The 15726-nt window shown below is 59.1% G+C and carries 14 protein-coding genes and 1 pseudogene; 7 read left to right on the plus strand and 8 right to left on the minus strand.

Going from position 1 to position 15726, the window contains the following annotated elements; translation table 11 throughout:
• Nucleotides 1–410: 410 nt before the first annotated feature.
• Together HX786_RS11785 and grxD are read left to right on the plus strand one after the other, a co-directional pair.
• Complete coding sequence (locus tag HX786_RS11785; protein WP_177055194.1) at nucleotides 411–2507, plus strand: molybdopterin oxidoreductase family protein; 2097 nt, start codon at nucleotides 411–413, stop codon at nucleotides 2505–2507.
• A 99-nt stretch (nucleotides 2508–2606) separates the two neighbouring features.
• Nucleotides 2607–2945 carry a Grx4 family monothiol glutaredoxin gene (gene grxD, locus HX786_RS11790; RefSeq protein ID WP_003208710.1) on the plus strand — a complete coding sequence of 113 codons (339 nt, stop codon included), beginning with the start codon at nucleotides 2607–2609 and terminating at the stop codon, nucleotides 2943–2945.
• 78 nt (nucleotides 2946–3023) lie between these two features.
• On the opposite strand, the gene bfr is transcribed toward grxD, so the two are convergent.
• Together bfr and HX786_RS11800 are read right to left on the minus strand one after the other, a co-directional pair.
• Entirely contained in the window at nucleotides 3024–3494 is a 471-nt protein-coding gene (gene bfr, locus HX786_RS11795; protein WP_008433502.1) for a bacterioferritin, read from the minus strand.
• Nucleotides 3495–3694: 200 nt separating this feature from the next.
• On the minus strand, nucleotides 3695–3913 hold the full coding sequence (locus tag HX786_RS11800; protein WP_003208706.1) for a bacterioferritin-associated ferredoxin: 219 nt from the start codon (nucleotides 3911–3913) through the stop codon (nucleotides 3695–3697).
• A 237-nt stretch (nucleotides 3914–4150) separates the two neighbouring features.
• Here HX786_RS11800 and HX786_RS11805 point away from each other — a divergent pair, with 237 nt between their 5' ends.
• Nucleotides 4151–4753, plus strand: a complete 603-nt coding sequence (locus tag HX786_RS11805) for a peroxiredoxin (RefSeq protein WP_003172097.1) — start codon at nucleotides 4151–4153, stop codon at nucleotides 4751–4753.
• Between the two features lie 64 nt (nucleotides 4754–4817).
• On the opposite strand, the gene rnt is transcribed toward HX786_RS11805, so the two are convergent.
• Together rnt and pyrC are read right to left on the minus strand one after the other, a co-directional pair.
• Nucleotides 4818–5495 (minus strand): ribonuclease T, encoded by a 678-nt coding sequence (gene rnt / locus HX786_RS11810; protein ID WP_003208704.1) that lies wholly within the window; start codon nucleotides 5493–5495, stop codon nucleotides 4818–4820.
• Nucleotides 5492–6538 (minus strand): dihydroorotase, encoded by a 1047-nt coding sequence (gene pyrC, locus HX786_RS11815; protein WP_003208703.1) that lies wholly within the window; start codon nucleotides 6536–6538, stop codon nucleotides 5492–5494. The genes rnt and pyrC overlap by 4 nt, the downstream gene beginning before the upstream one ends.
• Nucleotides 6539–6694: 156 nt before the next feature.
• Here pyrC and HX786_RS11820 point away from each other — a divergent pair, with 156 nt between their 5' ends.
• From HX786_RS11820 to HX786_RS11830, 3 genes are all read left to right on the plus strand, one after another.
• Complete coding sequence (locus HX786_RS11820; RefSeq protein ID WP_177044498.1) at nucleotides 6695–7603, plus strand: OmpA family protein; 909 nt, start codon at nucleotides 6695–6697, stop codon at nucleotides 7601–7603.
• A 129-nt stretch (nucleotides 7604–7732) separates the two neighbouring features.
• Nucleotides 7733–8950: an argininosuccinate synthase gene (locus tag HX786_RS11825; protein WP_003208700.1), complete on the plus strand. Its 1218-nt coding sequence runs from the start codon at nucleotides 7733–7735 to the stop codon at nucleotides 8948–8950.
• Between the two features lie 656 nt (nucleotides 8951–9606).
• Entirely contained in the window at nucleotides 9607–10239 is a 633-nt protein-coding gene (locus HX786_RS11830; protein WP_178912089.1) for a response regulator transcription factor, read from the plus strand.
• Between the two features lie 71 nt (nucleotides 10240–10310).
• Here the strand turns inward: HX786_RS11830 and HX786_RS11835 are convergent, their stop codons facing one another.
• From HX786_RS11835 to metG, 4 genes and pseudogenes are all read right to left on the minus strand, one after another.
• Nucleotides 10311–10496 carry a PA3496 family putative envelope integrity protein gene (locus HX786_RS11835; RefSeq protein ID WP_003208696.1) on the minus strand — a complete coding sequence of 62 codons (186 nt, stop codon included), beginning with the start codon at nucleotides 10494–10496 and terminating at the stop codon, nucleotides 10311–10313.
• A gap of 107 nt (nucleotides 10497–10603) precedes the next feature.
• Nucleotides 10604–11242 carry an endonuclease III gene (nth, locus tag HX786_RS11840; protein WP_010170146.1) on the minus strand — a complete coding sequence of 213 codons (639 nt, stop codon included), beginning with the start codon at nucleotides 11240–11242 and terminating at the stop codon, nucleotides 10604–10606.
• Between the two features lie 150 nt (nucleotides 11243–11392).
• Nucleotides 11393–12214 (minus strand): annotated as a pseudogene (gene rsxB, locus HX786_RS11845) (electron transport complex subunit RsxB); the annotation flags it as partial.
• 121 nt (nucleotides 12215–12335) lie between these two features.
• Nucleotides 12336–14387, minus strand: coding sequence for a methionine--tRNA ligase (metG, locus tag HX786_RS11850; RefSeq protein ID WP_003208690.1), 2052 nt, complete (start codon nucleotides 14385–14387; stop codon nucleotides 12336–12338).
• A gap of 172 nt (nucleotides 14388–14559) precedes the next feature.
• Between metG and apbC the strand changes: the two genes are divergently transcribed.
• Entirely contained in the window at nucleotides 14560–15654 is a 1095-nt protein-coding gene (gene apbC / locus HX786_RS11855) for an iron-sulfur cluster carrier protein ApbC (protein ID WP_177055192.1), read from the plus strand.
• Nucleotides 15655–15726 lie beyond the last annotated feature (72 nt).

The following is a 15726-nucleotide window of genomic DNA, read 5'->3' on the forward strand; positions in this document are numbered from 1 at the left end:
CAAAGCCTGGTTTATTTTGAAAACGGGCGAGACCTGCGGCGAAAGCCGCACGGGGCGACGAAATAGGGGAAGGCGCGATCTTATAATTAAATGTCGCGTCTTACCAATAGGGCTACAGTTTTTAGGGGAGTTCAAGGACGCGGGGAGGGCGCTTTTGAAGCCTGTTTCCTGACAGCAGCGGGTCATTTGTACACTGGCGCTGCGCCACATTGCAATGCGTGAGGGCGGGCTGAGGCCGGGCTGCGTCGGTTTCAGCGGGCTGCCGGAGGCTTCTGAAACATTTCCTGATGTTTCCTCATGGCCTGGCCTGATGCCCCTGGATTCACACGACGAACGTTGCTGGCGCTGCTGCCCCCGGCGGGCCATAGTTTTCGTCCGAAGTGCCTAGCCCACAATAAAAGAGACTGGCCATGACCAAGACTCTCCACCACCGTGCCTGCCATCTGTGCGAAGCCATCTGCGGCCTCACACTGGAAACTACCCAGGGCGAAGACGCAAGCCTGGCGATCACCTCGATCAAGGGCGACCCCCTGGATACGTTCAGCCGTGGCCATATCTGCCCCAAGGCCGTGGCCCTGCAAGACATCCAGAATGACCCGGACCGCCTGCACCAGCCCATGTTGCGGGTGGGCAGCGAATGGCAGCCGATCCCGTGGGAAGACGCCTTTGTACTTGTAGCCGAGCGCCTGGCCGCGATTCAAGCGCGTCACGGGCAGAATGCTGTGGCGGTGTACCAGGGCAATCCGAGCGTGCACAACTATGGCCTGATGACCCACAGCAACTACTTCCTTGGCCAGCTGAAGACCCGCAATCGTTTTTCCGCCACCTCGGTGGACCAGTTACCCCACCACCTCACCAGCCACCTGATGTACGGCCACGGCCTGTTGCTGCCGATCCCGGACATCGACCATACCGATTTCATGCTGATCCTCGGCGGCAACCCGTTGGCGTCCAACGGCAGCATCATGACCGTGCCGGATGTGGAGAAACGCCTGAAGGCCATCCAGGCTCGCGGCGGCAAAGTCGTGGTGGTTGATCCGCGCCGCAGCGAGACGGCGGCGATGGCCGACCAGCATCTGTTCGTGCGCCCGGGCGGTGATGCGGCGTTGTTGTTCGGATTGCTCAATACACTGTTTGCCGAGAACCTGACCCGTGACAGTCACCTGCCGGTGGACGGCCTGGATGACGTGCGCCACGCCGTGGCCGGATTCACCGCCGAGGCCATGAGCCGTCAATGTGCGGTACCCGCCGAGCAGATCCGCCAGTTGGCCCGGGACTTTGCGGCGGCTGAAAGGGCTGTGTGTTATGGCCGCATGGGCGTTTCGACCCAGGCGTTCGGCACGCTGTGCCATTGGCTGGTGCAGTTGATCAACCTGGTGACCGGCAATCTGGATCGAGTCGGCGGGGCCTTGTGCACCACGCCGGCAGTCGATCTGGTGGCTTCCACCTCCGGCGGGCACTTCAATCGCTGGCAAAGCCGGGTTTCCGGGCGACCCGAGTACGGGGGCGAGCTGCCGGTATCGGCACTGGCTGAAGAAATGCTCACTGAGGGTGAAGGGCAAATCCGTGCGCTGGTGACGGTGGCGGGCAATCCGGTGCTCTCCACGCCCAACGGCCGGCAACTGGAGCAGGCGCTGGATGGCCTGGAGTTCATGGTCAGCATCGACCTGTATATCAACGAGACCACGCGTTATGCCGACCTGATCCTGCCGTCCACCTCGGCCCTGGAAAACGATCACTACGACACCACCTTCAATATGTTCGCGGTGCGTAACGTCACCCGTTTCAATCGCGCCATCCTGCCGAAACCCGAGGGTGCGTTGCATGACTGGGAAATCTTCGTCGGCCTGGCCCGGGCGTTTGCCGAGAAGACGGGTAATACACTCAAACCGACGATGCCGCCTGCGCAGATGATCGACTTCGGGCTGCGGGCCGGGCCTTATGGCGACAGGTTGTCCATTGCCGCGCTGGCCGATCACCCTCATGGCCTGGACCTCGGGCCGCTGAAACCCAACCTCGCAGGCCGCCTGAAAACCGCCAATGGCCATCTGCAGGCCGCACCATCGGTAATCCTTGCCGACCTGGCGCGCTTTGCCGCGCAGCCGGTGCCCGAGGTGAATGAGTTGCTGCTGATCGGCCGCCGGCATGTGCGCAGCAACAACTCCTGGATGCATAACTACCACCGGCTGGTGAAGGGCAAGCCTCGCCATCAACTGCTGATGCATCCGGATGACCTTGCCCATCGCCAGTTGACTGACGGGCAGCGGGTACGGGTCAGCTCGCGGATCGGCATGATCGAGGTGGAAGTGTTGGCCAGTCTCGACATGATGCCCGGCGTGGTCAGCCTGCCTCACGGTTGGGGCCACGGCCGCCCTGGCGTGCAGATGACCATCGCCAGCGGGCAGCCGGGGGCGAGCGCGAATGACCTGACGGATGAGCGGCAACTGGATGAGCTGTCGGGCAACGCAGCGTTGAACGGCGTGCCGGTGCAGGTGGCGGCGGCGTAAGGATTGTCTGTCGGGGAGTCCGAGCGTCACGCTGGGGTTTGCGTTACAATGCGCCACCGTGCCGACCCATGAGTCGGAAAGTTCCAGCCGAGGTGTTCCATGGATATCATCGAAACGATCAAAGAGCAGATTGCCAACAACACTATTCTGCTTTACATGAAGGGCGCCCCTAACGCTCCCCAGTGTGGCTTCTCCGCAAAGGCTTCCCAGGCAATCATGCAATGTGGCGAGAAGTTCGCCTACGTGGATATCCTGCAGAACCCGGAAATCCGCGCCAACCTGCCGAAGTACGCCAACTGGCCAACCTTCCCGCAGCTGTGGGTTGCCGGTGAGCTGGTCGGCGGTAGCGACATCATCACCGAAATGGCGGCTGATGGTTCGTTGCAGGCACTGATCAAAGACGCAGCGGCCAAAGCAGCTGCGAAGACCGAAGCCTGATTTGTTTTAGGCCGCGGCAATAAAAAGCCCCGCTTCTCGAAAGAGAGCGGGGCTTTTTAGTGGCCGGGAATTGAAGGGTTATTCACCCATCTGCGATTGCAGGTAATTCTCGATAGTCACTTTGTCGATCAAGCCGATTTGGGTTTCCAGCCAGTCGATGTGTTCTTCCTGGTCTTCAAGGATATCTTCCAGCAGTTCACGGCTGCCGAAGTCGCCCTTGGATTCGCAATGGGCAATGGCGGCCTTCAGGTCGGTGTGGCTCTTGCGCTCGAAGTTCAGGTCGCAGTTGATCATTTCCTGGGTGTGCTCGCCGATGTTCAGCTTGCCCAGGTCCTGCACGTTCGGCAGGCCTTCAAGGAACAGGATGCGTTTGATCAGCGCGTCAGCGTCCTTCATGGCCTTGATGGATTCTTTGTATTCACGCTTGCCCAGCTTTTCCAGGCCCCAATCGTCATACATGCGCGCATGCAGGAAGTACTGATTGATCGCGACCAGTTCATTGGCAAGGATTTTGTTGAGTTGCTGGATGACTGTGATGTCGCCTTTCATGATTGGGGTCCTGCCCTGTATTAGCTGTATATAAGGCGGAGTTTGAGCTGCGCATTTACTACTGTCAAACCTAAGTTATTGAATAATAAATGAAAATTAATCGGAATAAGAATGTTTGTGTTCCGCGTCTTGGCGCTAACTGTTTGAATTTCGGGCATAAAAAAACCGGACACTAAGTCCGGTTCTTTAAAACACGCTGATTAAGCGTGTGTAAATTCTGCTGAGTAGGGGATCGCAGCCTGGGCAGTTTGCAGCTGCGTCAGGGTTTCCCGTACCACTTGCTTGGCGAGGCAGGCGCATTTGCCGCATTGGCTGGCAACGCCGGTGGTTTCACGTACTTCCTTGTAGCTGCAGCAACCTTCGTAGATTGCTTCGCGGATTTGTCCGTCGGTGACGCCAGTGCAAAGGCAGACATACATAAGGGAGAACCATCGCGGTTTAAGGCTTAAGTGCGACGGATCTTAATGTTAACGAGAATGATTGTCAAAGTAGTTTCTCAAGCCTTGGTGTTTGCACGCGGCTTCACTGACGAACGGCTTTTTTCCGGTATGATGGTCGGTCTTCACGAAGCGTGATCACGTCACAGGCCTGTCGTTTAGCTGCGGCACACTGGGACGGATCCTTTTACTTCAGTCACCACCATCAGGAGATACCCAATGAGCGTACTCGTCGGCAAACAAGCCCCGGATTTCGACGTACCCGCCGTCCTCGGCAATGGCGAAATCGTAGACAGCTTCAAACTGTCTGAAGCCATCAAAGGCAAATACGGCCTGGTGTTCTTCTACCCGCTGGACTTCACCTTCGTCTGCCCATCGGAGCTGATCGCTCTGGATCACCGCATGGACGATTTCAAGGCGCGTAACGTTGAAGTGGTAGCCGTTTCCATCGACTCCCATTTCACCCACAACGCCTGGCGCAACACCGCCATCAATGATGGCGGCATCGGCAAAGTCAAATACACCATGGCTGCCGACATGAAGCACGACATCGCCAAGGCCTACGACGTTGAGTCCGAAGGCGGCGTGGCTTTCCGTGGCGCGTTCCTGATCGACGACAAGGGCGTTGTGCGCTCGCAGATCATCAACGACCTGCCGCTGGGCCGTAACATGGAAGAGCTGATCCGCCTGGTCGACGCTCTGCAATTCCACGAAGAGCACGGTGAAGTCTGCCCTGCCAACTGGAAAAAAGGCGACAAAGGCATGAACGCTTCGCCAGAAGGCGTTGCGGCTTACCTGACCGAGAACGCTGGCAAGCTGTAAGCCACGTTCGAAGCAAAAAAAACCGGCCTGAGAGGGCCGGTTTTTTTATGCGCGGGATTTGGCTTCAGTCGCCGAAGTCTTCCCAGCCGCCCATCTGTTTCCAACGGTTGACGATGCCGCAGAACAGCTCGGCGGTCTTCTCGGTGTCGTAGCGGGCCGAGTGGGCCTCACGACCGTCGAAGTCGATACCGGCAGCCTGGCAGGCCTTCGCCAGCACGGTCTGGCCATAGGCCAAACCGGCCAGGGTCGCAGTGTCGAAGCTGGAGAACGGGTGAAACGGGTTGCGCTTCATGTCCAGGCGCGCCACGGCGGCGTTGAGGAAGCCCAGGTCGAAGCTGCTGTTGTGGCCCACCAGGATCGCGCGTTTGCAGCCATTGGCCTTCAGGGCCTTGCGTACGCCACGGAAGATGTCGGTCAGCGCCGCTTCTTCACTGACGGCCATGCGCAGTGGGTGATCAAGCTTGATCCCGGTGAATTCCAGGGCCGCCGCTTCGATGTTGGCACCTTCGAACGGCTCGACGCGGAAGAAGTGGGTGTGTTCCGGGAACACGAAACCCTGTTCATCCATGCCGATGGTCGTGGCGGCGATTTCCAGCAGCGCGTCAGTGGCGCAATTGAAGCCGCCGGTTTCTACGTCGATGACAACCGGCAGGTAGCCACGGAAACGCTCGGCCATCGGGTGACGGGAACCGCCACCACCGCCGCCGTGTTCCTGGTCGTCGTCGTAATGGTCTTCACTCACGGGTGTTCCTCCAGCAGGCGCCAGCGCAGTGTTTCACCGGCGCGCAGCGGGATAACGGTCAGCTCGCCAAACGGCAGGCTGGTGGGGGCGGTCCAGTCTTCACGGACCAGGGTAATGCGGTCGGTATTCGCCGGCAGGCCATAGAAACGCGGGCCGTTGAGGCTGGCGAACCCTTCAAGCTTGTCCAGGGCGTTGCGTTGTTCGAACGCTTCGGCATACAACTCGATCGCCGCATAGGCGGTGTAACACCCGGCACAACCACACGCGGCTTCCTTGGCGTGTTGGGCGTGAGGTGCAGAGTCGGTACCGAGGAAAAATTTCTCGCTGCCACTGGTGGCGGCATCGAGCAGCGCTACCTGGTGCGTGTTGCGCTTGAGAATCGGCAGGCAATAGAAGTGCGGCCGAATCCCGCCCACCAGCATGTGGTTGCGGTTGTACAGCAGGTGATGCGCGGTGATGGTCGCGCCGACGTTGGCCGAAGCCTCGGTGACGAACTGCACGGCATCGGCGGTGGTGATGTGCTCGAACACCACCTTGAGGGTCGGGAACAGCTCGACAACTCGGCGCATGTGCTCGTCGATGAAGATCTTTTCACGATCGAACACATCGACATCGCCACGGGTGACTTCACCGTGGATCAGCAACGGCATGCCCACTTCGGCCATGGCTTCGATGGCCGGCAGGATCTTGTCGATACTGGTGACGCCGGAATCGGAGTTGGTGGTCGCGCCGGCCGGGTACAGCTTGGCGGCGTGCACGAAACCACTGGCCTTGGCCTGGCGGATTTCTTCGGGCTGGGTGCGGTCGGTCAGGTACAGCACCATCAACGGTTCGAAGCGGCTGCCGGCCGGTCGTGCAGCGAGAATGCGCTGGCGATAGGCGTCGGCTTCCGCGGCGTTACGCACCGGAGGTACCAGGTTAGGCATGATGATGGCGCGGCCAAACGTGCGCGCTACATCGGCCACGGTTTGGGGCAACGCAGCACCATCGCGAAGATGAATATGCCAGTCGTCGGGACGCAGCAGGGTCAGGCGGTCGGACATTGGGGATTCCAGGCGGGTCAATCTGGTGGGAATGCTACCGGAAAAGACTCTTGCAGGCACTCGCTATCAAGTTTTGCAGGATGCGACCGATATCCCTGGGTATGCCTTAACGATGTATGACGCCTTGATGTGTTGTAGAAACCAGTGGAGCCTCCCGTGCGCCAGCATTATCTAGCCCTGCTCAGTGTGTTCGCCAGCCTGCCCGCGATGGCCCTCACGTTCCAGACACGTCTGGAGAATATTGAGTGGAAAGTGGAGGGCGATAAATTCGAGTGCCGCTTGACCCAGCCGATCACCGATTTCGGCTCGGGCGAGTTCGTGCGCCGGGCCGGCGAGCAGGCGACGTTTCGCCTGAAAGCCTTTAACGGCTCGTTGGGTGCCGGTTCCGCAACCCTATTGGCGGCGGCTGCGCCGTGGCAGCCGGGGCGTGGCGATATCAACCTGGGGGCGGTGCGTGTCGGCAGTGGCGATGTGCTGTTCAACAGCTCCCAGGCCCAGGCCGGGCGTTTGTTTACCGGCCTGCTCGAAGGGCGCAGCCCGACGGTGCGCCACTATAGTCGCGACGGCGGTTACTCCGAGATCCGCCTGCTGCCGGCGAAATTCAGCAAGGCCTACAACGACTACCAACTCTGCACCACCAAGCTGCTGCCGATGAATTTCGAGCAGGTCAGACAGACCGAGGTGGGTTTCCCGGGTGGCGGCATCGAACTGGACGCGGCGGCCAGGAAAAAGCTCTCGGTGATTCTCGAATTCATGAAAGCCGACCCGACGGTTAACCACGTCGAGTTGAATGGCCACTCCGACAACAGCGGCAATCGCCTGACCAATCGCGACGTTTCGCGGCGTCGTGCATTGGCGGTGATGGACTACTTCAAGGCCAATGGCATCCAGGAATCGCAGATTACCCTGCGCTTTCATGGCGAAAGCTATCCGCTGGCGCCGAACACCAACGCGGCCAACCGGGCGAAAAACCGCCGGGTGAATATTCAGCTCGAACGGGTGGCAGCCCCCGAGAAACCGGCGCCCCAGGCCAAGGCGCCAGGCAACGCTGCCGCCACCTCATAAGGTGCGGCGTTTCGTCGCCCGCTCGACATAATCTGTCGCTTTATCTTCATTTGCTGTCGCGCCTCTGTAATTTCACGGTTTTGGTCGGTAGAATCGACGCCTTTCCGTACAACCCCGTGGAGTGATGGCATGGCCGACGTAAACAAGGTCGTTCTCGCGTATTCCGGCGGCCTGGACACTTCGGTGATCCTCAAGTGGCTGCAGGATACTTATAACTGTGAAGTGGTGACCTTCACCGCTGACCTGGGTCAGGGCGAAGAGGTCGAACCTGCACGTGCCAAGGCGCAAGCCATGGGCGTGAAAGAGATCTACATTGACGACCTGCGCGAAGAGTTCGTCCGCGATTTCGTTTTCCCGATGTTTCGCGCCAACACTGTCTACGAAGGCGAGTACCTGCTGGGTACTTCCATCGCACGTCCGCTGATCGCCAAGCGCCTGATCGAAATCGCCAACGAAACCGGCGCCGACGCCATTTCCCATGGCGCCACCGGCAAGGGCAACGACCAGGTGCGTTTCGAACTGGGCGCCTACGCCTTGAAGCCAGGCGTAAAAGTGATTGCTCCGTGGCGTGAATGGGACCTGCTGTCCCGTGAAAAGCTGATGGACTACGCCGAAAAGCACGCGATCCCGATCGAGCGTCACGGCAAGAAGAAGTCTCCGTACTCGATGGACGCCAACTTGCTGCACATCTCCTATGAAGGCGGCGTGCTGGAAGACACCTGGACCGAGCACGAAGAAGACATGTGGAAATGGACCGTCTCCCCGGAGAACGCTCCTGACAAAGCCCAGTACCTGGAACTGACCTACCGCAACGGCGACATCGTCGCGCTGGACGGCGTCGAAATGACCCCGGCCACCGTACTGGCGACCTTGAACCGTATCGGTGGCGAACACGGTATCGGCCGCCTCGACATCGTCGAGAACCGTTACGTGGGCATGAAGTCCCGTGGTTGCTACGAAACCCCGGGCGGCACCATCATGCTGCGCGCTCACCGCGCCATTGAGTCCATCACCCTGGACCGTGAAGTGGCTCACCTCAAAGACGAGTTGATGCCCAAGTACGCCAGCCTGATCTACACCGGCTACTGGTGGAGCCCGGAGCGTCTGATGCTGCAACAGATGATCGACGCTTCCCAGGTCCACGTGAACGGCGTTGTGCGCCTGAAGCTGTACAAGGGCAATGTGATCGTGACCGGTCGCAAGTCCGATGAGTCGTTGTTCGACGCCAACATCGCCACTTTTGAAGAAGATGGCGGCGCCTACAACCAGGCAGACGCGGCAGGCTTCATCAAGCTGAACGCGTTGCGCATGCGCATTGCGGCCAACAAAGGTCGCAAGTTGTTCTGAGTGTTGTAAGTTGCAATGAAAAATGGCCCCTCAAGGGGCCATTTTTTTTGGTTGAAAATACATCCGGAATCATCGGGCGCGCGCCTGTGTTTATTGTTCGCTTCGAAAAAGTTCAGGTACTCCAGGAGATGATCTGGAGTGTTTATATTTTTACGGGGGCAATGTTTATTAATTTCGCTCGATAAGTGATGCATTGTTGAAAGTGAGATTTTTTCTTGTAGGTAGGAACTATGTACTACAGAAAATTCACTCAGAAATGTACCGCGAATATGTCAGATGCTGACATGCCTGTAGGATTTATGGAGCGTTAGTAATTATGTCGAATGGAACTTTTAAAAACCCGGTTTCCCTCCGGGTTCACAGGTCTTCTGACAGCGCACAAGGGGCATTTCCTGAAACTTGTGTACGGCGCGTTTACCCGGGCCCGCGTAATCCTGGGAATTTTCACTCAAAATATGTTTGTGCTCGGAAAGTTCTGAAAGCCCCAACAAAACTGGATAGCTCCGATCTGGCGTTTTTTTGTAGGTTAAATCCTATGTCTTTGTGGGTTAGGTCTCTGCTTGCTGTTGCTTGGGGGGGAGCGCTATGCCAAGCGAGAAACGACTAGGCTATTGTGCTTACTCTTAATAATTCGAACAGCGAAATTGGACTTGCCCATGAATAAAGTGCTGATCGTGGATGATCATCCCGTCATTCGTCTTGCTGTGCGTATGCTAATGGAACGTCATAGTTATGAGGTCGTTGCCGAGACCGATAACGGTGTCGATGCCTTGCAACTTGCGCGCGAGCATATGCCGGACATTGTCATACTGGATATTGGAATTCCCAAACTCGATGGCCTGGAAGTTATATGCCGGCTGTCATCAACCAAACAGGCACATCCCTTCAAGGTGCTGGTGCTGACGTCCCAGGCGCCCGGGCATTTCTCGATGCGGTGCATGCAGGCGGGTGCTGCCGGCTACGTGTGCAAGCAACAGGATCTCACCGAGCTGTTGAGCGCGGTCAAGGCGGTGCTGTGCGGGTATAGCTACTTCCCCAACCAGGCGTTGAACTCGGTGCGCTCCACGATGGGCAACGCCAGCGAAGCGGACATGGTCGAGCGCCTGTCCGGACGGGAGATGATGGTGTTGCAGCAGTTGGCCCACGGCAAGACCAACAAGGAGATCGCCGATGGCATGTTCCTGAGCAACAAGACTGTGAGCACCTACAAGACCCGCTTGCTGCTCAAGCTCAACGCCCGCTCGCTGGTGGACTTGATCGAGCTGGCCCAGCGAAACGGCCTGGTGTAGGCCGGCCTCACATTTACATCCAGTCAGAAAAAAGCCTCCGCAAGGGAGGCTTCTGTTTATCGTTGGATCGATTAGAGATCGAAGTCGTAATCGGCCAACTGTTTTTGCAAGCGCCGCTCTTCCAGCAGGTTGTCGATGGTGCGGCGTTTGCTCAAATTGGTCTTGGCCACCTCTACCGGTGCTTCTGCTGCATCATCGTCGGATTCAGCGCCAACAACGTCGTCTTCTACATCCAGTTGTTCTTTGCCAGTGCTCATAAGGTTAACTCCAGGCTAAGACTGCCGTTGGCGCTCCTTATAACGATAATCTCGGGCCTGGTAAAAAAGATTTTTTCAATCGACTCATCGATAAAAGCAATGATGGCTCAATCGTCGGAAGTCTTTTCCTTGTATTCGCACAGGTCTTCGATGCGGCAGCTGCCACAGCGCGGCTTGCGGGCCTGGCAGACATAGCGTCCGTGAAGGATCAACCAGTGATGCGAGTCCAGCAGATACGGCTTGGGCACGAACTTCATCAGCTGTTTTTCCACCTCCACCACATTTTTTCCGCGGGCAATACCGGTTCGGTTGCTGACCCGAAAGATGTGCGTGTCCACCGCCATGGTCAACTGGCGAAATGCTGTATTGAGCACCACATTGGCGGTTTTTCGGCCAACACCCGGAAGGGCTTCCAGGGCTTCGCGCGTTTGCGGCACTTCGCTGCCGTGCAGTTCCACCAGCAGCCGGCATGTCTCGATGACATTCTTCGCCTTGCTGTTGTACAGGCCGATGGTCTTGATGTATTCGGACAAGCCCTCAACCCCCAGCGCGTAGATCGCCTCCGGGGTGTTCGCCACCGGATACAACTTGGCGGTGGCCTTGTTGACGCCGACGTCTGTGGACTGGGCCGAGAGAATCACGGCGATCAGCAACTCGAACGGCGAGGAGTAGGCCAGTTCGGTTTTCGGTTCCGGGTTGTCTTCGTGAAGCCGGCGGAAAATTTCCAGGCGTTTTGCGGCGTTCATGGGGCGAGCGGTTCCTTGCGGACAGTCAGTGTGGTTACGAAAAACGGGCCCAATAACCCAAGCAGGATAAACGCGGCGTGCACCGGCAGTACACGCTTCATCACGTGGGGCCGGTGCTCAAGGGGGTCAGGTGCGGGCATCAGCCACCACCAGTGCTGCAAGCGCCTGCTCTGCCGTTTCGAAGTGCTGTTGCAGAATGATCAACTGCGACTGCTGTTCAAAGGTCGGCGGGTGGCCGAAAGCTTTCAGGGATTTGTGTAATTGGGCGCGGCTCATGGCCAGGTTGATCTTGGCCTTCTTCAAGGCGGCGTCCATGGCCGCGGCTTTTTGTGCACGAACCCGCTCAATGGCCGCCTGGACCGGGTTGACCGTGGCCGCAGCTACCGGGGCGGCGCGCTTGGAGCGTGCCTGGCGTTCGGCAAGTTTCTGTTCCTCTTCGCGTTGCAGCCGCGCGTTGCGCTGTTCAAACCGTCGCCGGGCCCGGTCGCGCTTGAGGCTGCGTGCCTCGCGTTCATGATCATTGGAGGCCAGCCCGCCGACAATCGGTACCACGGTGCTCAACGGACGCATTTCGATGCAATCAACCGGGCAGGGTGCTACACACAGGTCGCAACCCGTGCACTCGTCGACAATCACCGTGTGCATCAATTTGGCAGCACCGACGATAGCGTCCACCGGGCAGGCCTGGATGCATTTGGTACAGCCGATGCACTCCGCTTCACGGATAAACGCGATCTGTGCGGGCGCTTCCCCTCGAGATGTGTCCAACTCCAGCACCGGGAGCTTCAACAGCTGCGCCAGGCCTGTAATGGTTTCCTGGCCGCCCGGAGGGCACTTGTTGATCGCCTCGCCTTGGGCAATGCCTTCTGCGTAGGGCTTGCAGCCAGGATGCCCACATTTGCCACACTGGGTTTGCGGCAGCAGGGCGTCGATACGTTGAATCAGGCTCATGGTTTGATCATTGCGTTGGAACCCGGAAAAGCCACAGCCAACAACGGGCCGACAGCAAACAGAATCCGATTATCCGGCAAGCGAGGAGGGGGTACTAGCTGAAACCGCCCCATGGCCGAGACCATGAGGCAGTTAGCCATTGTTACTTGATGCGCTGACCCGGCTTGGCGCCGCTGTCCGGGCTCAACAGGTAGATCTCTTCACCGCCAGGGCCGGCCGCCATCACCATGCCTTCGGAGATACCGAACTTCATTTTCCGCGGCTTGAGGTTGGCGATCATCATGGTCAGGCGACCATCGAGCTTGGATGGGTCCGGATAGGCGCTCTTGATCCCCGAGAACACGTTGCGTTGTTCATCACCGATGTCCAGGGTCAGGCGCAGCAGTTTGTCGGCGCCTTCTACGGCTTCGGCCTTGAGGATCAGGGCCACCCGCAAGTCCACCGCAGCGAAGGCGTCGAAGTCGATTTCCGGCGACAACGGATCTTTCGCCAGTTCGCCATTGCCCGCAGGTGCAGCGTCGCCGGTATCGGTCTTGCTGGCCTCGAGGTCTTCTTTCGATGCGTCGGTCATGGCCTGCACTTTTACCGGGTCGATACGGGTCATCAGCGGCTTGAACTCATTCAACTGATGGTTGCCGAGCAGTGTCGCGTGGTCATTCCAGGTCAGCGGCGGCACATTGAGGAACGCCTCGGCGTCGGCTGCCAGCAATGGCAATACCGGCTTGAGGAAGATCACCAACTGACGGAACAGGTTGACGCCTGTGGCGCAGATCGCCTGGACTTCAGCCTGCTTGCCTTCCTGCTTGTTCAGCGACCACGGCGCCTTGTCGGCGATCCAGGCGTTGGCGCGGTCGGCCAGGCCCATGATTTCGCGCATGGCCCGGGCAAAGTCGCGGGCTTCATAGGCATCGGCGATGCTTGGCGCCGCCGCCAGGAACGCATCGGTCAGCTCAGGTGCGGCATTTTCAGCCACCAGCACCCCGGCGTTGCCCTTGTGGATAAACCCGGCGCAACGGCTGGCGATGTTGACGACCTTGCCCACCAGGTCCGAGTTGACCTTCTGTACGAAGTCTTCCAGGTTCAGGTCCAGGTCGTCGACACCACGGCCCAGCTTGGAGGCGTAGTAGTAGCGCAGGTATTCCGGCGACAGGTGGTCCAGGTAGGTGCGCGCCTTGATAAAGGTGCCACGGGACTTGGACATCTTCTGGCCGTTGACCGTCAGGTAACCGTGCACGGCAATGCCGGTTGGCTTGCGATAGCCCGAACCTTCAAGCATTGCAGGCCAGAACAGCGCGTGGAAGTTGACGATGTCCTTGCCGATGAAGTGGTACAGCTCGGCCGTGGAGTCCTTGTTCCAGAACGCGTCGAAGTCCAGCTCCGGCGTGCGGTCGCACAGGTTCTTGAAGCTGGCCATGTAGCCGATCGGCGCGTCCAGCCACACGTAGAAGTACTTGCCTGGCTCGCCCGGGATCTCAAAGCCGAAGTACGGCGCATCGCGGGAGATGTCCCACTGTTGCAGGCCGGCGTCCAGCCATTCGGCGATCTTGTTCGCCACGGCGTCCTGCAGGGTGCCGCTGCGGGTCCAGGTTTGCAGCATCTGCTGGAAATCCGGGAGCTTGAAGAAGAAGTGCTGGGAATCCTTGAGTACCGGGGTGGCGCCGGAGATGGCCGACTTCGGATCCTTCAGGTCGGTGGGCGCGTAAGTGGCGCCGCATTTCTCGCAGTTGTCGCCGTACTGGTCCTCAGTGCCGCATTTCGGGCAGGTGCCCTTGATGAAGCGGTCGGCCAGGAACATTTTCTTTTCCGGGTCGAAATACTGGGTGATCGAACGCGTGGCAATGTGCCCGGCGTCCTTGAGGCGCAGGTAGATCTGGCTCGACAGCTCGCGGTTTTCGTCGGAGTGGGTCGAGTGGAAGTTATCGAAATCCACCAGGAACTCGGCAAAGTCGGCGCTGTGTTCAGCCTGGACATTGGCGATCAGTTGTTCCGGGGTGATCCCTTCCTTCTCGGCGCGCAACATGATGGCCGAACCGTGGGCGTCGTCCGCGCAGACATAAATGCATTGATTGCCGCGATGCTTCTGGAAGCGCACCCACATATCGGTCTGGATGTACTCAAGCATATGGCCAAGGTGGATAGAACCATTGGCATAGGGCAGGGCGCTGGTGACGAGGATCTTGCGTGGCTCGGACATGGGGCTCGGCTACTTGATGAAACGGAGGTCGGCCACTATAAAGCGCCGGGAAATTTATTTCACCCCGTGCGGCTGTTTCCGGATTTTCCCACAGGCCGAAAGCGTGCCGCTGGAGCGCTGGAACGGTTAGGATAGCCGCCTGTTTTAGTCAGTCTTTTTTCGGGAGTAGCCCATGAGCGCCGTCAATCGCGCAGCGGTGGAAGCCGTTCTTCGCCAGTACACCGACCCCTACCTGAACCAGGACCCGGTCAGCGCCGGGTGCGTACGCGCCATCGACGTGCAGGGTGACAAGGTTTCGGTCCAGCTTGAGCTGGGCTACGCTGCAGGCCTGTTCAAGAGCGGCTGGGCGCAGATGCTGCAAATGGCCATCGAAGGCCTGGACGGCGTCAGCTCGGCCAGGGTCGACATCCAGTGCGTGATCGCCCCGCACAAGGCCCAGGCGCAGGTTCCGGGCCTGGCCAACGTCAAGAACGTGGTGGCCGTGGCTTCCGGCAAGGGCGGCGTGGGCAAATCCACCACCGCCGCCAACCTGGCCCTGGCCCTGGCCCGGGAAGGCGCGCGGGTCGGGATTCTCGACGCCGACATCTATGGCCCGAGCCAGGGCGTGATGTTTGGCATCCCGGAAGGCACCCGGCCGAAGATCAAGGACCAGAAATGGTTCGTGCCGATCGAGTCCCATGGCGTGGAAGTCATGTCCATGGCGTTCCTGACCGACGACAACACACCGATGGTCTGGCGCGGCCCGATGGTATCCGGTGCGTTGCTGCAACTGGTCACCCAGACCGACTGGGGCAATCTGGACTACCTGGTGATCGATATGCCGCCCGGCACCGGCGATATCCAGCTGACCCTGGCGCAGAAAGTGCCGGTGGCCGGCGCGGTGATCGTCACCACACCGCAGGACCTGGCGCTGCTGGATGCCCGCAAGGGTGTGGAGATGTTCCGCAAGGTCAACATCCCGGTGCTGGGCGTCGTGGAAAACATGGCGGTGCACATCTGCTCCAACTGTGGCCACGCCGAGCATCTGTTCGGTGAAGGCGGCGGCGAGAAGCTCGCGACCCAGTACGGCGTTGAACTGCTGGCGTCATTGCCGCTGTCCATGGGGATTCGAGAGCAGGCTGATGGCGGCAAGCCAACGGTCGTTGCCGAGCCCGATGGCCAGATTGCCATGGTCTACCAGGAGCTGGCGCGCCACGTAGGCGCGCGAATCGTCCTGCAGGAAGCAGAGGCCCAGGCAATGCCGACGATTACTGTCAGCGACGACTGATCCACCGGATGGGAAAAAAGCCTCGACCTTGTCGGGGCTTTTTCTTGCCTGGTGAACACCAACGAGGCGTTT

It is taken from the genome of Pseudomonas sp. 21615526 (genome assembly GCF_013386245.1).
In the GTDB taxonomy this organism is placed as follows: Bacteria; Pseudomonadota; Gammaproteobacteria; order Pseudomonadales; family Pseudomonadaceae; genus Aquipseudomonas.

Coding starts and splice junctions, on each gene's coding strand:
- HX786_RS11785 (WP_177055194.1), top strand. CDS start 411: ATGACCAAGACTCTCCACCACCGTGCCTGCCATCTGTGCGAAGCCATC.
- grxD (WP_003208710.1), top strand. CDS start 2,607: ATGGATATCATCGAAACGATCAAAGAGCAGATTGCCAACAACACTATT.
- bfr (WP_008433502.1), bottom strand. CDS start 3,494: ATGAAAGGCGACATCACAGTCATCCAGCAACTCAACAAAATCCTTGCC.
- HX786_RS11800 (WP_003208706.1), bottom strand. CDS start 3,913: ATGTATGTCTGCCTTTGCACTGGCGTCACCGACGGACAAATCCGCGAA.
- HX786_RS11805 (WP_003172097.1), top strand. CDS start 4,151: ATGAGCGTACTCGTCGGCAAACAAGCCCCGGATTTCGACGTACCCGCC.
- pyrC (WP_003208703.1), bottom strand. CDS start 6,538: ATGTCCGACCGCCTGACCCTGCTGCGTCCCGACGACTGGCATATTCAT.
- HX786_RS11825 (WP_003208700.1), top strand. CDS start 7,733: ATGGCCGACGTAAACAAGGTCGTTCTCGCGTATTCCGGCGGCCTGGAC.
- HX786_RS11830 (WP_178912089.1), top strand. CDS start 9,607: ATGAATAAAGTGCTGATCGTGGATGATCATCCCGTCATTCGTCTTGCT.
- HX786_RS11835 (WP_003208696.1), bottom strand. CDS start 10,496: ATGAGCACTGGCAAAGAACAACTGGATGTAGAAGACGACGTTGTTGGC.
- nth (WP_010170146.1), bottom strand. CDS start 11,242: ATGAACGCCGCAAAACGCCTGGAAATTTTCCGCCGGCTTCACGAAGAC.
- metG (WP_003208690.1), bottom strand. CDS start 14,387: ATGTCCGAGCCACGCAAGATCCTCGTCACCAGCGCCCTGCCCTATGCC.
- apbC (WP_177055192.1), top strand. CDS start 14,560: ATGAGCGCCGTCAATCGCGCAGCGGTGGAAGCCGTTCTTCGCCAGTAC.